The organism is Acetobacter sp. DmW_125128 (genome assembly GCF_008704325.1).
Lineage (GTDB): Bacteria > Pseudomonadota > Alphaproteobacteria > Acetobacterales > Acetobacteraceae > Acetobacter > Acetobacter oryzifermentans.
This window is the reverse complement of the sequence record NZ_VHOP01000018.1, coordinates 17,815-36,114: the sequence shown is the minus strand read 5'-3', so window position 1 is coordinate 36,114 and position 18,300 is coordinate 17,815. Positions and strand designations below refer to the sequence as shown.

Annotated in this window: 19 protein-coding genes; 8 read left to right on the top strand and 11 right to left on the bottom strand. The window is 53.7% G+C overall.

The window, feature by feature from the left end; genetic code table 11:
* Window positions 1-11: 11 nt before the first annotated feature.
* From FKW19_RS06850 to FKW19_RS06835, 4 genes are all read right to left on the bottom strand, one after another.
* Complete coding sequence (locus FKW19_RS06850) at window positions 12-1,271, bottom strand: bifunctional 2-polyprenyl-6-hydroxyphenol methylase/3-demethylubiquinol 3-O-methyltransferase UbiG (RefSeq protein ID WP_006115249.1); 1,260 nt, start codon at window positions 1,269-1,271, stop codon at window positions 12-14.
* A gap of 17 nt (window positions 1,272-1,288) precedes the next feature.
* Window positions 1,289-2,038 carry a glycine betaine ABC transporter substrate-binding protein gene (locus tag FKW19_RS06845; RefSeq protein WP_089178933.1) on the bottom strand — a complete coding sequence of 250 codons (750 nt, stop codon included), beginning with the start codon at window positions 2,036-2,038 and terminating at the stop codon, window positions 1,289-1,291.
* 201 nt (window positions 2,039-2,239) lie between these two features.
* On the bottom strand, window positions 2,240-2,602 hold the full coding sequence (locus tag FKW19_RS06840; protein WP_006115252.1) for a hypothetical protein: 363 nt from the start codon (window positions 2,600-2,602) through the stop codon (window positions 2,240-2,242).
* A gap of 213 nt (window positions 2,603-2,815) precedes the next feature.
* On the bottom strand, window positions 2,816-3,877 hold the full coding sequence (locus tag FKW19_RS06835; RefSeq protein WP_004449120.1) for a lipid A deacylase LpxR family protein: 1,062 nt from the start codon (window positions 3,875-3,877) through the stop codon (window positions 2,816-2,818).
* 379 nt (window positions 3,878-4,256) lie between these two features.
* Here FKW19_RS06835 and FKW19_RS15945 point away from each other — a divergent pair, with 379 nt between their 5' ends.
* The gene (locus FKW19_RS15945) at window positions 4,257-4,934 is read left to right on the top strand and encodes a cold-shock protein (protein ID WP_006115255.1); all 678 of its coding nucleotides are present in this window, start codon (window positions 4,257-4,259) and stop codon (window positions 4,932-4,934) included.
* 107 nt (window positions 4,935-5,041) lie between these two features.
* Here FKW19_RS15945 and smpB read toward each other — a convergent pair whose 3' ends face one another.
* The 4 genes from smpB to FKW19_RS06810 are packed head-to-tail and all read right to left on the bottom strand — an operon-like array spanning window position 5,042 to window position 8,087.
* Window positions 5,042-5,548 carry an SsrA-binding protein SmpB gene (gene smpB / locus FKW19_RS06825; RefSeq protein WP_006115256.1) on the bottom strand — a complete coding sequence of 169 codons (507 nt, stop codon included), beginning with the start codon at window positions 5,546-5,548 and terminating at the stop codon, window positions 5,042-5,044.
* The gene (dapA, locus tag FKW19_RS06820) at window positions 5,548-6,438 is read right to left on the bottom strand and encodes a 4-hydroxy-tetrahydrodipicolinate synthase (protein ID WP_006115257.1); all 891 of its coding nucleotides are present in this window, start codon (window positions 6,436-6,438) and stop codon (window positions 5,548-5,550) included. Before dapA ends, smpB begins: the two co-directional genes overlap by 1 nt.
* A 10-nt stretch (window positions 6,439-6,448) precedes the next feature.
* Window positions 6,449-7,345: a prephenate dehydratase gene (locus FKW19_RS06815; protein ID WP_089178935.1), complete on the bottom strand. Its 897-nt coding sequence runs from the start codon at window positions 7,343-7,345 to the stop codon at window positions 6,449-6,451.
* Window positions 7,346-7,352: 7 nt separating this feature from the next.
* On the bottom strand, window positions 7,353-8,087 hold the full coding sequence (locus tag FKW19_RS06810; protein WP_089178936.1) for a 3-deoxy-manno-octulosonate cytidylyltransferase: 735 nt from the start codon (window positions 8,085-8,087) through the stop codon (window positions 7,353-7,355).
* 107 nt (window positions 8,088-8,194) lie between these two features.
* Here FKW19_RS06810 and FKW19_RS06805 point away from each other — a divergent pair, with 107 nt between their 5' ends.
* The 4 genes from FKW19_RS06805 (at window position 8,195) to FKW19_RS06790 (ending at window position 12,384) form a co-directional block, all read left to right on the top strand.
* Entirely contained in the window at window positions 8,195-8,713 is a 519-nt protein-coding gene (locus FKW19_RS06805; RefSeq protein WP_089178937.1) for a cytochrome c family protein, read from the top strand.
* The gene (locus tag FKW19_RS06800; RefSeq protein WP_193561074.1) at window positions 8,710-9,507 is read left to right on the top strand and encodes an inositol monophosphatase family protein; all 798 of its coding nucleotides are present in this window, start codon (window positions 8,710-8,712) and stop codon (window positions 9,505-9,507) included. The genes FKW19_RS06805 and FKW19_RS06800 overlap by 4 nt, the downstream gene beginning before the upstream one ends.
* A gap of 103 nt (window positions 9,508-9,610) precedes the next feature.
* Window positions 9,611-10,870 (top strand): phosphoglycerate dehydrogenase, encoded by a 1,260-nt coding sequence (gene serA / locus FKW19_RS06795; protein WP_006115262.1) that lies wholly within the window; start codon window positions 9,611-9,613, stop codon window positions 10,868-10,870.
* Between the two features lie 2 nt (window positions 10,871-10,872).
* On the top strand, window positions 10,873-12,384 hold the full coding sequence (locus FKW19_RS06790; RefSeq protein WP_089178938.1) for a YifB family Mg chelatase-like AAA ATPase: 1,512 nt from the start codon (window positions 10,873-10,875) through the stop codon (window positions 12,382-12,384).
* Window positions 12,385-12,414: 30 nt separating this feature from the next.
* On the opposite strand, the gene metC is transcribed toward FKW19_RS06790, so the two are convergent.
* Together metC and FKW19_RS06780 are read right to left on the bottom strand one after the other, a co-directional pair.
* A complete protein-coding gene (gene metC, locus FKW19_RS06785; protein WP_035351405.1) occupies window positions 12,415-13,623 on the bottom strand; it encodes a cystathionine beta-lyase in 1,209 nt (402 codons plus the stop codon).
* Window positions 13,620-14,561 carry a sulfurtransferase gene (locus FKW19_RS06780; protein WP_089178939.1) on the bottom strand — a complete coding sequence of 314 codons (942 nt, stop codon included), beginning with the start codon at window positions 14,559-14,561 and terminating at the stop codon, window positions 13,620-13,622. Before FKW19_RS06780 ends, metC begins: the two co-directional genes overlap by 4 nt.
* A gap of 69 nt (window positions 14,562-14,630) precedes the next feature.
* Between FKW19_RS06780 and FKW19_RS06775 the strand changes: the two genes are divergently transcribed.
* On the top strand, window positions 14,631-15,722 hold the full coding sequence (locus FKW19_RS06775; protein WP_006115266.1) for an AI-2E family transporter: 1,092 nt from the start codon (window positions 14,631-14,633) through the stop codon (window positions 15,720-15,722).
* Window positions 15,719-16,402 (top strand): endonuclease/exonuclease/phosphatase family protein, encoded by a 684-nt coding sequence (locus tag FKW19_RS06770; protein ID WP_006115267.1) that lies wholly within the window; start codon window positions 15,719-15,721, stop codon window positions 16,400-16,402. The genes FKW19_RS06775 and FKW19_RS06770 overlap by 4 nt, the downstream gene beginning before the upstream one ends.
* 3 nt (window positions 16,403-16,405) lie before the next feature.
* On the opposite strand, the gene cls is transcribed toward FKW19_RS06770, so the two are convergent.
* Window positions 16,406-17,833, bottom strand: coding sequence for a cardiolipin synthase (cls, locus tag FKW19_RS06765; protein ID WP_035351401.1), 1,428 nt, complete (start codon window positions 17,831-17,833; stop codon window positions 16,406-16,408).
* Here cls and FKW19_RS06760 point away from each other — a divergent pair.
* Complete coding sequence (locus FKW19_RS06760) at window positions 17,832-18,281, top strand: YraN family protein (RefSeq protein WP_193561075.1); 450 nt, start codon at window positions 17,832-17,834, stop codon at window positions 18,279-18,281. The two genes, cls and FKW19_RS06760, sit on opposite strands and share 2 nt — an antisense overlap.
* Window positions 18,282-18,300 lie beyond the last annotated feature (19 nt).

Below are 18,300 nucleotides of genomic sequence, written 5' to 3'. Positions count from 1 at the left end.
AGAGAATGTTTTTAAGCCGGTGGACGTAAGAGCACGCGGTTCAGCCGTTCCAAGGTAGTAAAACCTTCTGCCCACACTTTGCGAAATTTGTTTTCTGAAATACCGCGAGGTGCCACGGCTTCTGCCAAAGCACCAACAGTACGTTCACCATCAATCAGGGGCAGGATGCCGCGCATTTGTGGTGGCAAGGGAATGGGCACAACCAATGTGCCAAAAGCAAAAGGCAGCGTGTGGTCTGGCTGCATCTGCTTGGCCAATTCTACCCCCGGTATTTCACGCATGATTGGCACGGCAGAAAAATCCATGGGGTCTGGCGGCGTAATGCGTGCGCCCTTGCGGACAACATAAGCAACATGAGTGGGCATATTACCTGCAAGGTCTTCCGCTATGGCAGCCTGCTGTTGCCACGGCAGGCTGCTTATGCGCGCGCGCAGGCGTGGATCTGGCAAAAACAGGGTTGGATCATATCGTGCCGGTTCCATTAAGCAGGAAGGTTCCAGCCCGGCTTTGCCCAGAAAATCTAAAAACTCTGTAACGGTATAAGCGCGGTCTCTGGGGTTTAGCAGCAGATCGTATAAGCCTGCATCACCGCCAGAAAGGTGATCTCCAAAGTTGCCGTTCTGCCGCAACCACGCAGTGGCAGGCAGCGTGCGCATCACGCGGCGTGCCATATCGAGCCGTGTTTGAGGAGATTCGGAATGAGGCGCAATTTTTTCCAGCGCATCCTGCACCATGTAAACACCTGTGCGCCCATAAGGTGCATAGACCATCAGCCCCATGCCACCACCGGGTGCGAGGTGTTTTTCTAACATGGCTAATGCGGCATCAGGATCTGGGAGATGATGCAGTACGCCACAGCAATCAATATAATCAAAAAGGCCCAGATCCAGCGCATCCAGTTCTGTCAGAGAGCCCTGAATGAAGCGGATATTTGCCAGCTCCCGCGTTTGCGCCCGCGCTTGCGCAATGGAAAGCGCCTTTTGGGAGCGATCTACACATACAACCTCACCGGGGCGTCCGGCACGTTGCAGGTGTGTTGCCAGCATAATGGCACCATCCCCGGTGCCGCACCCTGCCACCAGTGCCCGCAAAGGCTGGCTTTGCGGCCGTTTGGCGCCAAAAACCCAGTAGTCAATTTCCCGCAAATGGCTGGGGCTGCCTATTAAAAGGCGCTTGGCCTCATCCTGCGGGTTTCTTTCTGGGTATGGATACACCTCATATTGGGCGGCTAGGCTGGAATCGCGCGTATCGGCGGGGGATTGATCTGTCATGCTGGCGCGGCCTTTCCTTAGCGGGGCAGTAGTTTGCCGCGCTGCCAGGCTTCTGCTGCTTCATCGGCTGTCATGCCTTCAACACGCATGGCGTAATCCATGGCGCTGATAATTTTGGCGCTGAGCATCAGCTCATCCAATTCGTCCAGAAGATCCTGCTCCATTTCATCCTTGATTTCTGCACGGATCAGAATGCGCGCGTCCTGTTCGCCCCCCAATGCATTTTTGGGATCGTTCAGAATACGGAAACCGCCAATGTGGAACAGAAAGCAAGGCTGAAACAGTGGCATCAGCACCAGTTCTTCCCGCTTGAGGGCAGCGTTCAGTTCTGCCAGTGCTTCTTCATCCGGTAACACTTTCAGGCTGAAGCCGGCGGTATCCAGCCCATACTGCTGCAACACTTTTTCCATGTGTTTTTGCAAAGATACAGGCGTGATAATCGTGCGGGAAAGTTCTGGCCCAGCCTGTGCCACATCATCCAAAGATGTCAGCGGCGTATCTTCTGCAGAAATGCAGCAATGAGCTGCGGGACGAAACAGATTGCCAAGCGGAAGAATACCGGGGGCCAGCATGCCCGCATCTTCATCCGGCAGCCATGCAGAAACGTAAAAATCAACCTCACCCTTTTTGAGCATGTCTGTCAGCACGTCTTTGGGGCCGGTTACAATATCCGGCTCTACATCATTGGCTTCCAGAACGCGGATGATTGCTGCTGCCGTAGCCTCATGCACGGTGGTTTCGGGGTATGCGAGGGTCAGGCTTGTCATCTCAGGATCCTTTCAGATCTACTCGAACTGGTGATGGTCTGCGTAGTCCTTGCAGCAGGAGAAACCCATGAGGCAATCCCTGAAATGGAAATAACAGGATTTCTTAATGATTTGGTGCAAGGCTGAGGGCAAAAAAAAGCCGCCCTTCCCTTGGAAGGGAAGAAGGCGGCCAACCGGAATGCATAACTTAAACAGGGGTGTTTAAGCAGCAACAATGCCCTGTTCGCGCGGCATGACGGGGCGGATCATGTTCAAGGCATCTGCAAAAGTGTTGAAGCTGCCCAGTTTATTATCACGGATAGCATCCATAACAATCCAGCGGTTGCCGTGGCAGTAAATCTGGTAAGCAGGATCTGGAGTTTCGCGCACCCATACCACAACGTAACCAGCAGAAATGCCGGCCTGCTTCTGTTCAGACACAAAAACATCTGCATCGCAAATGCCCATGGGCTGAGCAGCCTGCACCCAACGGGTAAGGTAAGCCTGCTGGCGGGATGTGATTTCCATCTGGAATGGAATGATCTGGCAGGTGTGTTGCTGAGAAGATGCTGTTGTGCGCGGCATGGTTTCTTTTATCCCCTGACAATCCCGGTTCGGTCTTGATGTTTGGAGTGTAAAAGAGCTGCAGCGCGCTACGCTATGAGAAAACGAATATTAACGCCTTAAAAGCAGGCAGGTTTGAGGCTTCGTGACGAAAAAAACACAAACGCACACAAAGCGCACAATTTTTATGCCTGTTTTTTGTGCAAATGACTTTCTGTGGTGCAGGAAAAAGAATCAGAACTTTGCCGAAACCATTAATGAACCATAGTTAAACAGGCCAGACTTGGCTGTGGTGAACTGCTGCGTCTGCCAAACCTGGCTGTAGGAAATGCGCAAACCGCAGAACATGAAGGCCAAACCGGCATGAATTTCACCCACATCCCACTTTTTAATCACGTGTAGGGAATTGCTGCGCATGGTGTTGCCTTGCAATGAGGCATCATACCCAACGGCTTCACCCGTTACGCCACCAAAGATGTACCATGAAAAGGGACGCCGCGATTTATAGGCATCCGTACCATCTGTGCCGGAAGCCTGAATGGTGGGGGTGCCGAAATCACTATCCAGCCCCTGCCCGATCCGGAACACATCACCAATGCGGCCATAAATCTGATAATCACCAATGGCGGCGGCGGCAGATGGCAGCATGTCAAACTCCACGCCAAACACATGCGCCAGAGGCAAACGCCAGATACGCCCGCCTTGCACCTGAAAGATGGGCTGATTTTTAAGCTGATGAGACCAGCCCTGGTTTTTGGTATCACCAATCAGGCCGTGGAATCCATTCTGGAGCTGCTCGCCCAAGCCGCCCGGCCCCATAATACCAAACTGAATGCCAAATACGCTGCGGGTTCTGTCCGTATCATTAATAAGATTTACGGTGCCCAGCAGCAGGCTGGAATAAGGCCTGTCATTAATACGTGCAGTTTGCGCCTGCCCCGGAGCCCACGGGCTGGAAACCTGTGTATTGCGTGGCGTGAAGATAAGCTGTTGCAGGCCAATGCTAATACGCTGCACGCCTTCCCCCCAAATGGCCTTGTTAATGGCGGCAATGGGGGTGGGCAGCGTATTGGTGCCAGATGTCCAGTTAAAACGCAGGCCACTGGTATAATATTGGTCCGATGTGCCCTTTAGGGTGGTGATGGCATCGTTCTCACCCTGAAGGGTCCATGTGCCTTTGTTGTCAGAGGCAGGAGTCGCTTTGGCGGAAGAAAGAGAACACACGGATGCCCCTGCCAGCATAAGAGACGCAAGGGCAAGGCGCCGTGCGCGAAGCCGTTTTAAAACTACGGGCATGCTTTTTCTTCCATTTGGCCATGTGCGGGCATGAGTCTAGGCTGTTCTTAATGGATAATACCCGCACAAGAAAGCCCGTTTCCCCTTATCCTGTCTGGCTGTGGCTATCATGCCAACGTCAGACCTCTATGGGCGCAGAGGTATCACATAACTGTGAGATCAAGAAAAGTGTGTGAAACTCCCGCCAATTTCATGCTTTCCTATAGTCGCACGCTGTTGGCTGTGCTACGGAAACAGTGGGCGCATTTGCAGCTTTCAGGAACGGGAACGGTGGCGTTTTCTTCAAATTACGTAAACCTGTCAACCCATTCCGGCAAACTGCCCGTTTTTCAATATCGGGAGAAGCTTCAGCCTTCTCCGTACTCCAGGATCAAGACCGTTGAAAAGTAACAGGACCGACCGCAGCTCTCGTTTTCCTCGCCGCGGCGGATTTGATGACGATTACATGTCCATGCCTTCCTTTGGTGAGCGCCCTGCTTTTGGTGGCGGTGACCGTGGTGGATTTGCACCGCGCCGTGGCGCTGGTGGTCCGCAGGTTGTGGCTTCCGGGCCGGAAGTTGGTGCAACTGTTAAATGGTTCAACAGCGAAAAAGGCTTCGGCTTTGTTGAACTGGCAGATGGCACCGGTGATGTATTCCTGCACGCCAATGCACTCTCTCAGGCAGGCCATCAGGGTGTAAGCCCGGGTGCGACACTGGTTGTACGGATTGGCCAGGGCCCAAAAGGTCGCCAGGTTGCGGAAGTTATTTCCGTTGACGAAAGCACCGCCCAGCCAGAACGCCCCCGTGCACCGCGCCCCGGTTTTGGCAGCCGTCCGGCTGGCCGCCCTGCCCCGGATCTGTCCATGGCTGAAGACACACGTGGTACCGTAAAATGGTACAACTCTGTCAAAGGTTTTGGCTTCATCACACCGGAAAGCGGCGGTAAGGACATTTTTGTTCACGCTTCTGCTCTTGAACGGTCTGGCCTGAGCGCACTGAACGAAGGTCAGGGTGTAAACGTAAAGGTGGTTCAGGGCCAGAAAGGCCCAGAAGCTGCTGAAGTTTCTCCGGCCTGATCCTGATTTTAGAATTAGGTTTCAAGAAAAAACCCCGGTTATGCCGGGGTTTTTTTATGGGTTCTAGCTTGAGATTGTGTCCGTTTTTATAAAGTGGACGGGAACGTTTAGTAGTCCCCTTTCCCCTTATTTCGGATTAAGCGCGCTTTATCACGCTGCCAATCTCTGTCTGCAATGCTCTGCCGCTTGTCGTGGGTTTTTTTGCCAACGCCTAAGCCAAGCGTAACTTTAGCCAAGCCTCTCTCATTAAAATGCACATTCAATGGCACCAAAGTTGCGCCCTGTTTGGCAATGGCGCCTATAAACTTGCGCATTTCCTTCCGGTGCATCAGTAATTTACGTGGTGCACGCGTATCAAAACGGGAAAGAACGCCCCCCTGATATTCAGGAATATAGCTGTTAAACAGCCATAGTGATCCATCCCGTTCACCAGCAAAGGCTTCGTTAATGGTGGCACGGCCAAGGCGCAGGCTTTTAACCTCGGCACCTCTTAGTACAAGCCCAGCTTCAATGGTTTCCAGAATATTATAATTGAAGCGCGCCTTACGGTTTTGCGCCACCATGCCATGAGAGATCATGGAACTTTTGGCAGATTTTCCCGATTTTGAACTCATCAGTTTAGTAGCCCGATATCAACAAGGGCCGCACGAACCTTCTCGCGAGAAGGTTCGGTGAGGGGGGCAAGCGGTAGGCGGCAGGTTTCACCAGCCAGCCCTAACAGGCTGGCGGCGTATTTGGCCGGAGCCGGATTGCTTTCACAAAAAAGCGTATCATGCAAAGGCAAAAGCTTATCCTGAATAGCAATGGCATCCTGCACGCGGCCTTCCTGCCATGCTTTTTGCACATTGGCACACAAAGCAGGCGCAACATTGGCGGTTACACTAATGCAGCCATCGCCCCCGGCAGCCAAAAACGCCACAGCGGTACCATCTTCCCCAGAAAGCTGGTTAAAGCGCTTTTCTACGGCGCGGCGCACCTGCAATGGGCGCAGAAGGTTGGCTGTGGCATCTTTTACACCAATAATATTTGGGTGCCGTGCCAGACGCGCCATTGTTTCTACGCTGATATCAACAATGGAACGGCCCGGAATATTGTAAAGAATAACCGGAATAGAAATGGCATCCGCAATAGCCATGTAATGCCGGTAAAGCCCTTCCTGCGTGGGTTTGTTATAATAAGGCGCCACTACCAATACAGCGCTTGCTCCAGCTTTTTCTGCGTACTGAGCCAGATCTACGGCTTCGGATGTGCTGTTTGATCCCGCACCCGCAATAACAGGAACGCGGCCCGCTGATACTTTAATGGTGCGTTCTACAACCGCGTGGTGTTCAGCATGAGAAAGGGTTGGGCTTTCTCCCGTTGTGCCAACGGCGCATAAGGCAGATGTTCCCTCACGGATCTGCCAGTCCACCAGTTTTTCGAACGAGGCAAAATCCAGACTGCCGTCCCGGTTCATGGGGGTAATCAGCGCGGTAATAGACCCGGAGAAAAAGGTATCAGACATGGGCAGTCACTTATCCTGAAATGGCATGTACCGGCATACTGCGCGGCGTGTCCTGCCCTTCGGCAGAGGTATGCTGGCGGAAGGGCGATTGAGGGTAGACACCTAGAATTGTGGTGTTCTGTGCAAAAAAATCAAGCTCAGCCAGTGCTTTACTCAAGCGTATATCATCTGGATGTCCATCAACATCCAACAAAAAGCGGGAGGCGGCAAAGGTTTCACCAGACATGTAGCTTTCCAGCCGGGTCATGTTAACGCCGTTGGTGGCAAAACCGCCCAGTACTTTATACAACGCGCCGGGCTGGTTTTTGACACTGAAGATGAGTGTCGTCATCACATTAGGGGTTTCAACCGGCGGACGATCTGCCGTGCGGGAGGTAATGTAAAAACGGGTGGTGTTGTGGTCTGCGTCTTCTACATTCTTTTTAAGAATGTCCAGCCCGTAGAGTTCTGCTGCCAGAGCAGATGCCACAGCAGCTTCTTCCGGTTTTTTCCATAGGGCTACCAGTTCCGCAGCTCCTGCCGTATCAAACTCGGCCACAGGTTCCAAATTGTAATCACGAATCAGGTTTCGGATTTGTCCTAAAGCTACCGGGTGGGTATGTACACGCCGCACCTGCTCCATACGCGTGCCAGGCACAACCAGCAGGCAGTGTTCTACCCTTTGAAAGTGCTCTCCCACAATTTGCAGGCCAGAAGCAGGCAATAGGGAATGAATATCAGGCACACGTCCGGCCAAGCTGTTTTCGCACGCCAGCATGGCCAGTTCTGCCCGGCCCTGATGCACGGCATCAATAGTATCGGCAAAGGTACGGCATGGCAGGGTTTTCCATCCCGGCTTGGCATTACGGCAGGCCAGATCAGAATACGCGCCCGGTGTGCCCTGAAAGGCGATAACCTTTTGTGTCATGCCTCAATTATGCTCCAAATGCACGGCGTGCACGTTCCAGATCTTCTGGTGTATCCACCCCAAATGGTGCTGATGCAAGGCGTGTGCAGCCAATACGCATGCCAGCTTCCAATGCACGGAGCTGTTCCAGACTTTCCCGCTTTTCCAAACCGGATGGTGGGAGGGCTACAAATTGTGCCAAAGCTGCTCTGCGCCACCCATAAACACCAATATGGTGCCATAGCGGCCCATCACCCCATGGAATTGGTTGGCGGGAAAAATAAAGAGCGGGCGCTATTTGTGCATCCCCTGAAAAATCACAGGCGACCTTTACCACAGAAGCCGCGTTTTTTTCTGCATCCGATGTTACAGGTGCGACCAATGTGCCAACATCGTACATCGGGTTGGCCATAACGCTCATAACGGCGTGTAGGGCTTGCGGTTCAAATGTCGGCAGATCACCTTGCAGGTTCAGCAGCACATCATATTTGCCATCGGGGTCAAAGGCCTGAGTGGCCTGCCATACTCTGTCTGACCCGGAGGGGAGGTCAGGATCTGTTAGAATCGCGGTGCCACCTGCTGCGGTGACGGCATCATAAATTTCCTGATCCGCTGCGGCCACCACAACCGGGCCAATATTGGCGGCCATGGCGGCATCCCACACACGCAGAACCATGGGGCGGCCAGCAATGTCTGCCAGCGGCTTTCCCGGCAGGCGTGTGGAAGCAAGCCGAGCAGGTATGACAACAAGAGAAGAAACCATCAGCTTGCTCCGAAAAGCGGCTCGTCTTATAGCCGGTTGAAAGCGGCGCGCAGTTTATGAAAGCTGCACGGTAAACGCAACCGGCAGAAAGTGAGGTGCCTCCCGGCATGGATGGTAGGTTTCTGAACAGAATAGCGGTTTCCGCCTTATTAAGTGCGGGAGTGTTGGCAACATGTGTGTTTGCCGCTCGCAGTACTGTGCCAGATACAACCCCTGCCCGCCCTGCTTTTTCCTTGCCGGGGTTGGAGCCTGTACCTATCGCTCCGTTTATGGCGCAGGCCAATGTGCAACGTGGTGGCGCAACCGTAAGGCAGGTTTGCGCACAGTGCCATGCTTTGGCTGGTGGATCTGCGGAAAACGCCGGACCACCTCTGGCCAGTGTTGCAGGGCGTGCTGTGGCATCCTGCGCTGGCTACACCTATTCTACGGCTTTGCAGCAGCATGCAGGCCAACACTGGACAGACCAGATGCTGGCAGATTGGCTTATGGCCCCTGCCCGCTTTGCGCCCGGTACACGTATGTCACTCACCGGCATACCTGATCCCGCCCAGCGGGCAGATGTTATTGCATTTCTTCATACTCTCGGCGGGCAGGCTGCGCCCGCACAGGCAGGATGCACACCATGATACATTCGGAAGAACTCGGCCTTTTTACAGATGTAGCAACCATGATGGCAGATGCCGCCCGCACGGTTGTTCGCCCGTGGTTCCGACGGGATGTGGCGGTGGACGATAAAAAGGATGAAAGCCCCGTAACCATTGCGGATCGCAGTGCGGAACGGGTGATGCGCGCCATTCTGGCCGAGCGCTTGCCAGATCATGGCGTGTTTGGTGAGGAGTTTGGCCATGAAAACGCAGCGGCTCCGTGGCAATGGCTGCTGGACCCAGTTGATGGTACGCGATCCTTTGTAACGGGGCGGCCCATGTTTGGTACGCTTATTGCCCTTTGCCATCATGGCGTGCCGGTGCTTGGGCTATTGGATCAGCCGGTGCTGGATGAGCGCTGGTTAGGCGTGAAGGGCCAGCCTACGCAGTTTTTTTCACCTCTGGGCGGACGCCCTGCTACACGTCAGAACGTGGCGTTAGAAGCAGCAGAAATGTCCTGCACCTCCCCCGAAATGCTGGAACTGGCCCCGCATACAGGTTGGAAAACCCTAAAAGCCTGCGCCAAACGCATGACATGGGGGGGGGATTGCTACGCCTATGGTCTTCTGGCTTTAGGGCAGATTGACCTGATAGCCGAATGTGACATGAATCCGTGGGATTGGGCCGCCCTTGTACCTGTTATTGAAGGTGCCGGTGGCACCATAACGGCGTGGGATGGTACGCCCTTGCGGATGGATGGAGACCGTACAGTTCTAGCTGCGGGTTCGGCCCCCCTGCATCAGCAAGCCGTGGCAACTTTGCAGGCAGATCGCTAGATTTCGGCGTCATTTCTTTATCTCTCATGCGGCAGCCCTATCAATTTTGTGGTTTTTGAGATAGGTCTGCGGCTCGGCACAACAGCTATTTGGTCGGTTCTACATGAGCACAAGCACGCACCTGTCTCTCCCCAAGGACAAGATCCGCATTCTGCTGCTGGAGGGTATCCACGACAGTGCCGTCGCCCTTCTTAAGGCCAGCGGTTATGAAAACGTTGTGCGTCATAAAGGCGCGCTGGAGGGGGATGCCCTCAAAGAAGCGCTGGAAGGTGTGCATATTGTCGGCATTCGTTCCCGTACGCAGCTGACAAAGGACGTGCTGGATGGCGCAGACCGGCTTATGGCCATTGGCTGCTTCTGTATCGGCACCAATCAGGTTGATCTTGAAGCCGCGCGTATGAACGGTATTCCCGTTTTTAACGCACCTTACAGCAACACACGTTCCGTGGCGGAACTGGTGATGGGCGAAATTGTTATGCTCATGCGCCGCATTTTCCCCCGCTCTGTGGAATGCCATGAGGGTAAATGGTCTAAATCCGCTCATAATAGCTGGGAAGTGCGCGGCAAAACGCTGGGTATTGTCGGTTATGGCTCCATTGGCTCCCAGCTTTCTGTGCTGGCAGAAGCCTTTGGCATGCGCGTGGTGTATTACGATGTGGTGGACAAATTGGGCCACGGCAATGCGCTACCAGTAGAAACGCTGGAAGACCTGCTGGGGCAGAGCGATGTGGTGAGCCTGCACGTGCCACAGTTGCCCACAACCAAGAACCTGATGGGTGAAGCCCAGATCAAGGCGATGAAGAAAGGATCTTTCCTCATCAACAATGCACGCGGCAACGTGGTTGATCTGGATGCCTTGGCAGAAGCGCTGAAAAGCGGCCATCTGCTGGGTGCCGCTATTGATGTGTACCCCAAGGAACCCAAAGGCCCGAACGACAAGCTGGAAACACCATTGCAGGGGCTGGATAACGTTATTCTTTCCCCGCATGTTGGTGGTTCCACCGTGGAAGCGCAGGAACGCATTGGCGTGGAAGTGGCGCGTAAGCTGGTGGAATATTCCGATGTGGGATCCACCTTTGGTTCCGTGAATTTCCCCGGCGTACAGTTGCCGCAAAGCCCACGTGGCACCCGCTTTATGCATGCGCATCGCAACGTGCCGGGTATGATGATGCGCCTGAACGAAATCTTCATGAATGCAGATTGCAACGTTACGGCGCAGTTTTTGCAGACGGATGGAGAAATCGGTTACGTGGTGATTGAAGCCGATACCGGCGGCAGCACGGAACTGGATGATCGTCTTTTGCAGGCATTGCGTGGGCTGGAAGGCACAATCCGCGCACGCTTGATTTACAAAGGTAAATAAGCGTGTCTATCGGGGCGGGAATACTCAATTCCCGCATCCGAAGCTTTGCTTTTTGCGGCATAGAAGCCCGCCCCGTTTGGGTGGAAGTGCAAATTTCCAGCGGTTTGCCAGCCTTTTTAATGGTTGGTCTGCCGGATAAAGCCGTGGCAGAAGCGCGCGAGCGTGTGCGTGCGGCACTTACTTCCATTGGGCTTGCGCTGCCCGCCAAGCGTATTCTGGTTAATCTGGTTCCAGCGGATATTCCCAAGGAAGGATCTCATTTCGATCTTCCCATTGCGTTGGCATTGCTTACCGCCATGGGTGTGATACCGGGTGAGGAAGTGGCGCGTTATGCCGCTTTAGGTGAACTTTCCCTAGATGGACGGCTTAACCCTGTTGCGGGTGTGCTTTCTGCTTCTCTGGAAGCATCTTCCATGAATCTGGGTTTGGTGTGCCCTGCGGCGCAGGGGCAGGAAGCCCTGTGTGGTGGAGATATTTCCATTCTGGCCGCACCAGATTTGCTGGCGCTTATCAACCATTTTAACGGGCTACAGGTTTTATCTCCCCCAATATTTTCCGCGCAGGAAGATGAGCCAGTATCTGAACCCGATCTGTCAGATATACGTGGGATGGAAACAGGCCGTCGCGCGCTGGAAATTGCAGCGGCAGGCGGACATTCCCTCTTGTTAAGCGGGCCGCCGGGTGCGGGTAAATCCATGCTGGCAGCGCGTTTGCCTAGCCTGTTGCCAGATATTTCTGTGGCGGAAAGTTTGGATGTCTCGCGTATTTATAGCGCGGCGGGCTTGCTGATAGGCGGTCGGCCTATCAGACGTCCTCCATTTCGTGATCCGCATCATTCAGCCAGCCTGCCTGCTTTGGTAGGCGGAGGGGCGCGTGCGCGGCCGGGCGAAATTAGTTTGGCGCATCGGGGTGTGCTGTTTCTGGACGAATTGCCAGAGTTTTCTCGTTCTGCTTTGGAAGCACTGCGGCAACCGTTGGAAACTGGCCAGATCAGCATTGCACGTGCTGCCGTGCATGTCACCTACCCTGCCCGCTTTCAGCTTATTGCGGCCATGAACCCCTGCCGTTGCGGTTATCTGGGTGATGCCAGCCGGGAATGCAGAAAAGCCCCGCGCTGTGGTGAGGATTACATGAACCGTCTTTCTGGCCCATTGTTGGACAGAATAGACATGCATCTTGCTATGCAGCCCTATGAACCGTTGGGATATATGGCCGGTCCTCCGGGAGAAAACAGCGCAACAGTAGCAGAGCGAGTGCGGTGTGCCCGCCAGATGCAGGCAGAGCGGCAAGGTGCGCGCAAAAACGCAGAAGCCGCTTTGGAAGATTTGTGCGTATCGGCAGAAGCGCAGAATATGGCGCAAGCTATAGCGGCCAGATTTCGTTTTTCAGCACGCGGCTATACGCGCATGTTACGCGTGGCGCGCAGCATTGCTGATCTTGCTGCTGAAGCAGATATTCAGCCTCAGCATGTGGCAGAAGCAGCTACCTATCGCAGCCGGAGTTCTGCTCATTAACCCCGGCTGTGATGGCTATGGTTTTCTTGGTTACTTACCGGGTAGCACTTGCAGGCCTTGTTCCAGATCAGCAATCAGATCATCCGGGCTTTCCAATCCAATCTGAAGGCGGAAGGCGGGGCCGTCCTGCACGGGGGATTCACTGCTTCGGGTAATGCCGCCAGTAGTCGGCAGAATCAGGCTTTCATACCCGCCCCAAGAGGCGCCAATGCCATACATATTCAAGGCATCAATCATGCGCTGCATATCCTGTGCTGTGTAATCGGCTTTCAGCACAACGCCAAATAGGCTGCCTGCTCCGGTAAAATCGCGTTTCCAATATGTATGGCCGGGGCATTCTGGTAATGCGGGGTGCAGCACGCGGGCCACTTCCGGCCGGGTTTGCAGCCATTTGGCAATCTGCAAGGCAGATTTTGCCTGCTGGGCCAACCGCACGCCCATAGTGCGAAGGCCGCGTAGCGTAAGCCAACATTCATCTGGCCCGGCCACTTGCCCCATCTGAATGGCCGCATCGCGCAAGGTATGCCACAGGCGCGTGTCCGCAACGGTAATGGCCCCTGCAATGACATCTGAATGGCCTGCCGGGTATTTTGTAAGCGCCTGAATGGAAACATCTACACCATGCTTGAATGGCGCAAAAATGCCAAAGCCCCATGTATTATCAAAAAATAGCAAGGCCCCATGCGCATGGGCAATTTCTGCCAACATGGCAACGTCCTGCACCTCAAACGTGTGGCTGCCGGGGCTTTCTGTAAACACCACGCGTGTATTGGGGCGCATCAGGGCGGTTATGGTTGCGGCATCCGCGCAAGGTGGAAAATAGGAAATTTCCACACCAAAGCGCTTGAGCATGTTTTCTGCAAAGCGTCGGGTTGGGCCATATACGTTATCGGCCAGCAGGCAGTGATCTCCTGCTTTTAGAAAAGCCAGAAGCGGTGTGGTGCAGGCAGCCAAGCCAGAGCAGACAATTTGTGTATCTGTACCGCCTTCTATGGTTGCAATAGCCTTTTCCAACGCGTGCTGGGTGGGAGAGCCCATAGCCCCATAAATACTCACATGCTCATACCGTTTGCGGCCTGTTTGCTGCATGGCGTCCAAGGACGGAAACACAACGGTAGAGCCACGTTCCAGCGGCAGGTTTACATAAGTTCCTGCCTCTGCCGCTTGTGGGCGGGCAACATGGCTGAGGGAGGATGCCAATTTCAGCCAACCGGCGGAAACCCTGTTTTCGTCTGTCATGCTGTGCGTTCCACTGTTACGGGCGCATTGGGGAAGCTGCCCCATTCTGCCCAAGATCCATCATACAAGGCGCCCATATTAAGCCCGGCGATAGCCAGACCTGCCGTGAGCACTGCTGCTGTCATACCAGAGCCACAGGTGGTTATGGGGGCATCAGATTCCGTAATACCTGCTTGCGCAAATAGAGCGTGCAACTGTTCTGGGGGCAAAAACTGCCCTTTTGTATTCAGCAGGTTTTTATACGGCAGGCTGCGTGCGCCTGGCATGTGGCCAGAGGCAACATTGGGCCGTGGTTCTGGGGTTTCACCATAAAAACGGGCAGCGCTGCGGGCATCCAGAATAGGACGTGTATTGTGTTTTACAACATTCAGCACGTCTCCTAACCCTACAATACGCGTATAGCATGTGCGTGGCTGATAGGGCGCAGGCAACGCTGCGCTAGGGGCTGCTGCTTCTGTTGGGTGCCCACCACGTACCCATGCTGGCAACCCACCATCAAGAATAAAGCTGCGTTCATGCCCAAACAGGCGTGTGAGCCACCACCCGCGGCAAGCCGATGCAACATTGCCCTGATCATAAAAAACCACTGTATCTTGCGCGGTTACGCCCAGCCTGCCGAACAGGTGGCTAAACCGCGCAGCAGAAGGGGCTGTATGCGGCAATGCGCTTTCTGGGTCAGAAAACAGCTCGATATCAAAATACCGGCTGCCGGGAATATGCGCTGAAGCAAAGCTTTGCTGCGGGTTAATGGTTTCTCCGGGCAACAGAGCTGTGGCATCCAGCAGATGCACACCGGGCGTACCAAGCATTTCTGCCAGTTTTTGTGTGGAAATAAGAGGTGACATATCGGCTGCCTGACCCATTGTGATTTTGAATATTCTACGGTCAAGATCACACAGCCCTGTCTGGCTGGCAAACAAAACATCATGGTGCGTTATGTTGGCTGTGCATAAAGAAGTTTTGTTTTCACACCAGACAAAAACCGGATTTCATGATTTAATGGCGGAATGGCAACTGGTCAGCCCGCTTCTACCGAACGCATCATGCGGCTGCTGCTTTTGGGCGGCATTACGTATGGGTGCGTGCTGGTGCTTGCACCCTTTTCTTCCGCCCTGTTATGGGCGGGCGTGCTGGCCTATACAACGTGGCCATTGTTCCAGCATTTGCGGCGGCGCATGGGGCCAAATGCGGCCAGCCTGACTATGACAGTGCTGTGCGCTGTAGGCGTAGTGTTGCCGTTGGCATTTTTGGCATCTGCCTGCGTATCATCTGGCCCGCGCTGGGCGCGGCAGGTTATGGCGTTTGTTGGCACTATTCATGAACTGCCCCCCCTCCCCCATTGGATAACATCGCTGCCCGCATTTGGGCCTGATATCAGCCATCATTGGGAACGCTGGAGCCGCAACATCAGCTCTGTGGGGGATGAGCTGCGCCCTTATGCGGGTGAGATTATTCAATCTCTCCTTGAAGTGTTGATGCGCATGGCCAATGGAGCCCTGCATCTGGTTATGGCGCTGTTTATTGCCTTCTTTTTCTGGCTGAGCGGCCCCATGTTATGGGATACGGTGCAAGCCGTTATGGTGCGTATTGCAGGGCATCAAGCTGGGCGGCATCTGCATATAGTGGGCAGCACAGTACGCGGAACAGTGTATGGCATTTTAGGCACCGCGATCATACAGGGTATTCTCACAGGTTTGGGCCTGTGGCTGCTAGGAGTTGGAGAAGCCGTTATTTTGGGTGTGCTGGCGGCATTTCTGGCGGTTTTTCCCATAGGTGCTCCTTTGGTGTGGATACCTGCCGCGCTATGGCTGTTTGGTATGCACCACCCAGGAAAAGGCATTTTACTGCTGCTTTATGGTGTTTTGATTATATCAGGGGCAGATCACCTTATTCGCCCGCTGTTTATTGCACGCGGCAGTAAGCTTCCTTATTTGCTGACAGTGCTGGGCGTTATTGGCGGCCTACTGGCCTTTGGTGGTGTAGGCATTTTTCTGGGGCCAATTCTGCTGGCTATAGGCTTTACACTCACAACAGAATTTGCAGCGGATGAAGCCGCGCAACCTCTTGCGCAGGATGAAAAAAGGACTCTGACATCATGAGGCGTCCACTCTCTCGGCTGGTTGAGTTTGCGCGTCGCAAGTCAGCCCATTCCTTTGTGTCCTGTGATATGGAGGGCGTGCGGATTATCAGTTGGAATCTGTTGCGGCGTACCGGGGCAACAGTGCATGACATTGCCGCCCTTATTGAGGCCGAAAAGCCCGATGTGCTGCTTATGCAAGAGGCCACAATAGAAATAGATGTGCTGCCAGATGTTATTGGTGGCCACTATGCGCGTAATCCGCAACCGGGGCGTATTCATGGTGTGGCGTGCTGGAGCCGTATTCCGTTTGCGCGTGCGCCCAGAGCTTGCACCATTCCTTCTGGCCCACTGTTTAAGCGCCATGCCCAGATTATTGAGTATGAAAATTTTTCTTTGGCCAATGTACATCTGTCTCATGGGCAGATGTTGAACCGTAAGCAGTTGCGGCGCTTGGCCACACTGCTTTCTCCCCCATGTGCCATTCTGGGGGACTTCAACCTGTTAGGCCCAACATTGGTGCCGGGCTTTAAGGATGTAGGCCCAAAGGCTCCTACGCATCGGATGGTAGATCTTCTGCCTATCAGAATTGACCGGTGTTTGGTGGAAGGCATGCAGTGTTTAAGCGCGCGTGTTCTGCCGGTTTTTGCCTCGGATCATCGGCCTATTGCAGTTACTTTGCGACCTTTGATCGGGTTGTAACTTTTACAGATAAGGCATGAACAATCTGGCAAACGCATCGCGGATCTGGATGATTTTGTTGCGGTTATCCAGATCATAATGTGTAAGCCGTTTGTTGCGGTGCTTGGTAATGAAGTCATCCAGCATTTCAGCCAATATGGTATCGTATATTTCCATATTGATTTCAAAATTCAGCCTCAGGCTGCGAATATCAAGGTTGGAACTGCCTACAAAAGACCATGCTCTATCCACCACCATCAGTTTGGAGTGATTGAAAGGCGGATTTGCCAGCCATACCCGCACCCCTGCGTTCAGCAAAGGTGCAATATTGGCTGCACAGGCCCAGTCCAGCGGGAGATGATTGCTCTGGCGGGGTATAACCAAATCAACCTGCACGCCCCGTAGGGCCGCTAGGCCCAGTTCGGACATCAGGCGTTGGCCCGGTAGAAAATAAGGGGTCATCAACCTTACGTTTTTGCGGGCCAGCGTAATGGCCTGCAACATGGTGTATTCTATTTTTTCCAGATCCGTATCTGGCCCGGCCGTTACAATACGCGCCAGTGATTCGCCCGTACTTTTATGCTCCTGAAAATATAGATCGCCATGTAGGCGCTCCTGCGTGGTAAAATACCAATCCCATGCGGCAGCTTCGGCCAACTGGCGCACAACCGGGCCTTCTACTTTAAAATGCGTGTCTGATACTGGGTGCTTGGGTTTGCGGGAGACCATGTTTTCATCGGCAATATTTAGGCCGCCCAGAAAGCCAATACGCCCATCTACCACCAGAATTTTGCGGTGATCTCGCAAATTGATAAAAGGCATCCGCCACGGCAGCAGAGAATGCATAAAGCGTGCGCACGGTACCCCTGCCCGGCGTAACCGATGATAAAGCGGTGAAAGAAAATAGCCGCTGCCGATGCCATCAACCAGCACACGCACCTGTACGCCGCGTTTATGGGCTGCAACCAGTTTATCTGCAAACAGGCCGCCCACTTTGTCATCTCTGAAAATATAGGAACACAGCAGTATGCTCTTGCTGGCGTGTTCTATGGCATCCAGCATATGCGGGTATGCGCCATCTCCATCATGTAGCGGAATAATGGAGTTGCCCCCTACCAAAGCGCGACTGCTGAGCTTGCCCACCATAAGCGCCAATGGGGCAAACTGCCCTTCCAGCTCTCTGTTCCAAGATGAAGGTTGCTCTGTTTCCAACCGCCGGGGGGAGCGATCTCCTACCAGTTTTTTGGCCAAGCGGGTAACGCGGTTGATGCCGAACATTAGATAAAGTGTTGTGCCCAACAGCGGCATAAAAACACATGCACCTATCCACCCAATAGCGGATGCCGTGTTGCGTTTTGTAAGTAGAATGTGCAACCCGACAGAAACAACCAGCACAAACCTGATAACTGTAAGCGCAAGCGTAAAGGGTGAAATGGACAAGTCTGGCAACATGATAGGTAAAATGCTCACACAAAATGGGCTGGGCTATAAGATACCGAACAAAGTAGCTGCAAAACAGGGACCAGCATTTTTACAGAAACAAAGAAGCGGCAGTGTTGCTTACATGCAAGGCGTAGCTGCTGAACAGCAAGCCTGCGACTGGCTAGAGCAGGACGGATGGACTGTGCTTTTGCGCAGAGCCCGCACCCACCGCGGCGAAATTGATATTGTGGCCAGTAAAGCAGCAGTTCTGTGTTTTGTGGAAGTAAAAAAACGGCGTTCTATAGAAGACGCGTTGGTAAGTTTACAACCAGCGCAACAGCGGCGTTTGTTCCGCGCTGCGGAATGCCTGCTGCAAAAACATCCGTATTGGCAATACGAAGAAATGCGTTTTGATCTTTTTGTATTGGATGATGCAGGCAGAATGGAACGGTTGGAAGATATTATCCGCCAAATGTAAAAAGGCGCTCCTGAAATAG

Excerpts from the sequence above, each read along its gene's own strand:
- FKW19_RS06810 (WP_089178936.1), bottom strand. The coding sequence starts at position 8,087 with ATGGTTTCTTCTCTTGTTGTCATACCTGCTCGGCTTGCTTCCACACGC.
- FKW19_RS06815 (WP_089178935.1), bottom strand. The coding sequence starts at position 7,345 with ATGACACAAAAGGTTATCGCCTTTCAGGGCACACCGGGCGCGTATTCT.
- serA (WP_006115262.1), top strand. The coding sequence starts at position 9,611 with ATGAGCACAAGCACGCACCTGTCTCTCCCCAAGGACAAGATCCGCATT.
- FKW19_RS06760 (WP_193561075.1), top strand. The coding sequence starts at position 17,832 with ATGATAGGTAAAATGCTCACACAAAATGGGCTGGGCTATAAGATACCG.
- FKW19_RS06850 (WP_006115249.1), bottom strand. The coding sequence starts at position 1,271 with ATGACAGATCAATCCCCCGCCGATACGCGCGATTCCAGCCTAGCCGCC.
- FKW19_RS06800 (WP_193561074.1), top strand. The coding sequence starts at position 8,710 with ATGATACATTCGGAAGAACTCGGCCTTTTTACAGATGTAGCAACCATG.
- FKW19_RS06840 (WP_006115252.1), bottom strand. The coding sequence starts at position 2,602 with ATGCCGCGCACAACAGCATCTTCTCAGCAACACACCTGCCAGATCATT.
- FKW19_RS06770 (WP_006115267.1), top strand. The coding sequence starts at position 15,719 with ATGAGGCGTCCACTCTCTCGGCTGGTTGAGTTTGCGCGTCGCAAGTCA.
- FKW19_RS06845 (WP_089178933.1), bottom strand. The coding sequence starts at position 2,038 with ATGACAAGCCTGACCCTCGCATACCCCGAAACCACCGTGCATGAGGCT.
- dapA (WP_006115257.1), bottom strand. The coding sequence starts at position 6,438 with ATGTCTGATACCTTTTTCTCCGGGTCTATTACCGCGCTGATTACCCCC.
- FKW19_RS06775 (WP_006115266.1), top strand. The coding sequence starts at position 14,631 with ATGGCAACTGGTCAGCCCGCTTCTACCGAACGCATCATGCGGCTGCTG.
- metC (WP_035351405.1), bottom strand. The coding sequence starts at position 13,623 with ATGACAGACGAAAACAGGGTTTCCGCCGGTTGGCTGAAATTGGCATCC.
- FKW19_RS06835 (WP_004449120.1), bottom strand. The coding sequence starts at position 3,877 with ATGCCCGTAGTTTTAAAACGGCTTCGCGCACGGCGCCTTGCCCTTGCG.
- cls (WP_035351401.1), bottom strand. The coding sequence starts at position 17,833 with ATGTTGCCAGACTTGTCCATTTCACCCTTTACGCTTGCGCTTACAGTT.
- FKW19_RS06805 (WP_089178937.1), top strand. The coding sequence starts at position 8,195 with ATGGATGGTAGGTTTCTGAACAGAATAGCGGTTTCCGCCTTATTAAGT.
- smpB (WP_006115256.1), bottom strand. The coding sequence starts at position 5,548 with ATGAGTTCAAAATCGGGAAAATCTGCCAAAAGTTCCATGATCTCTCAT.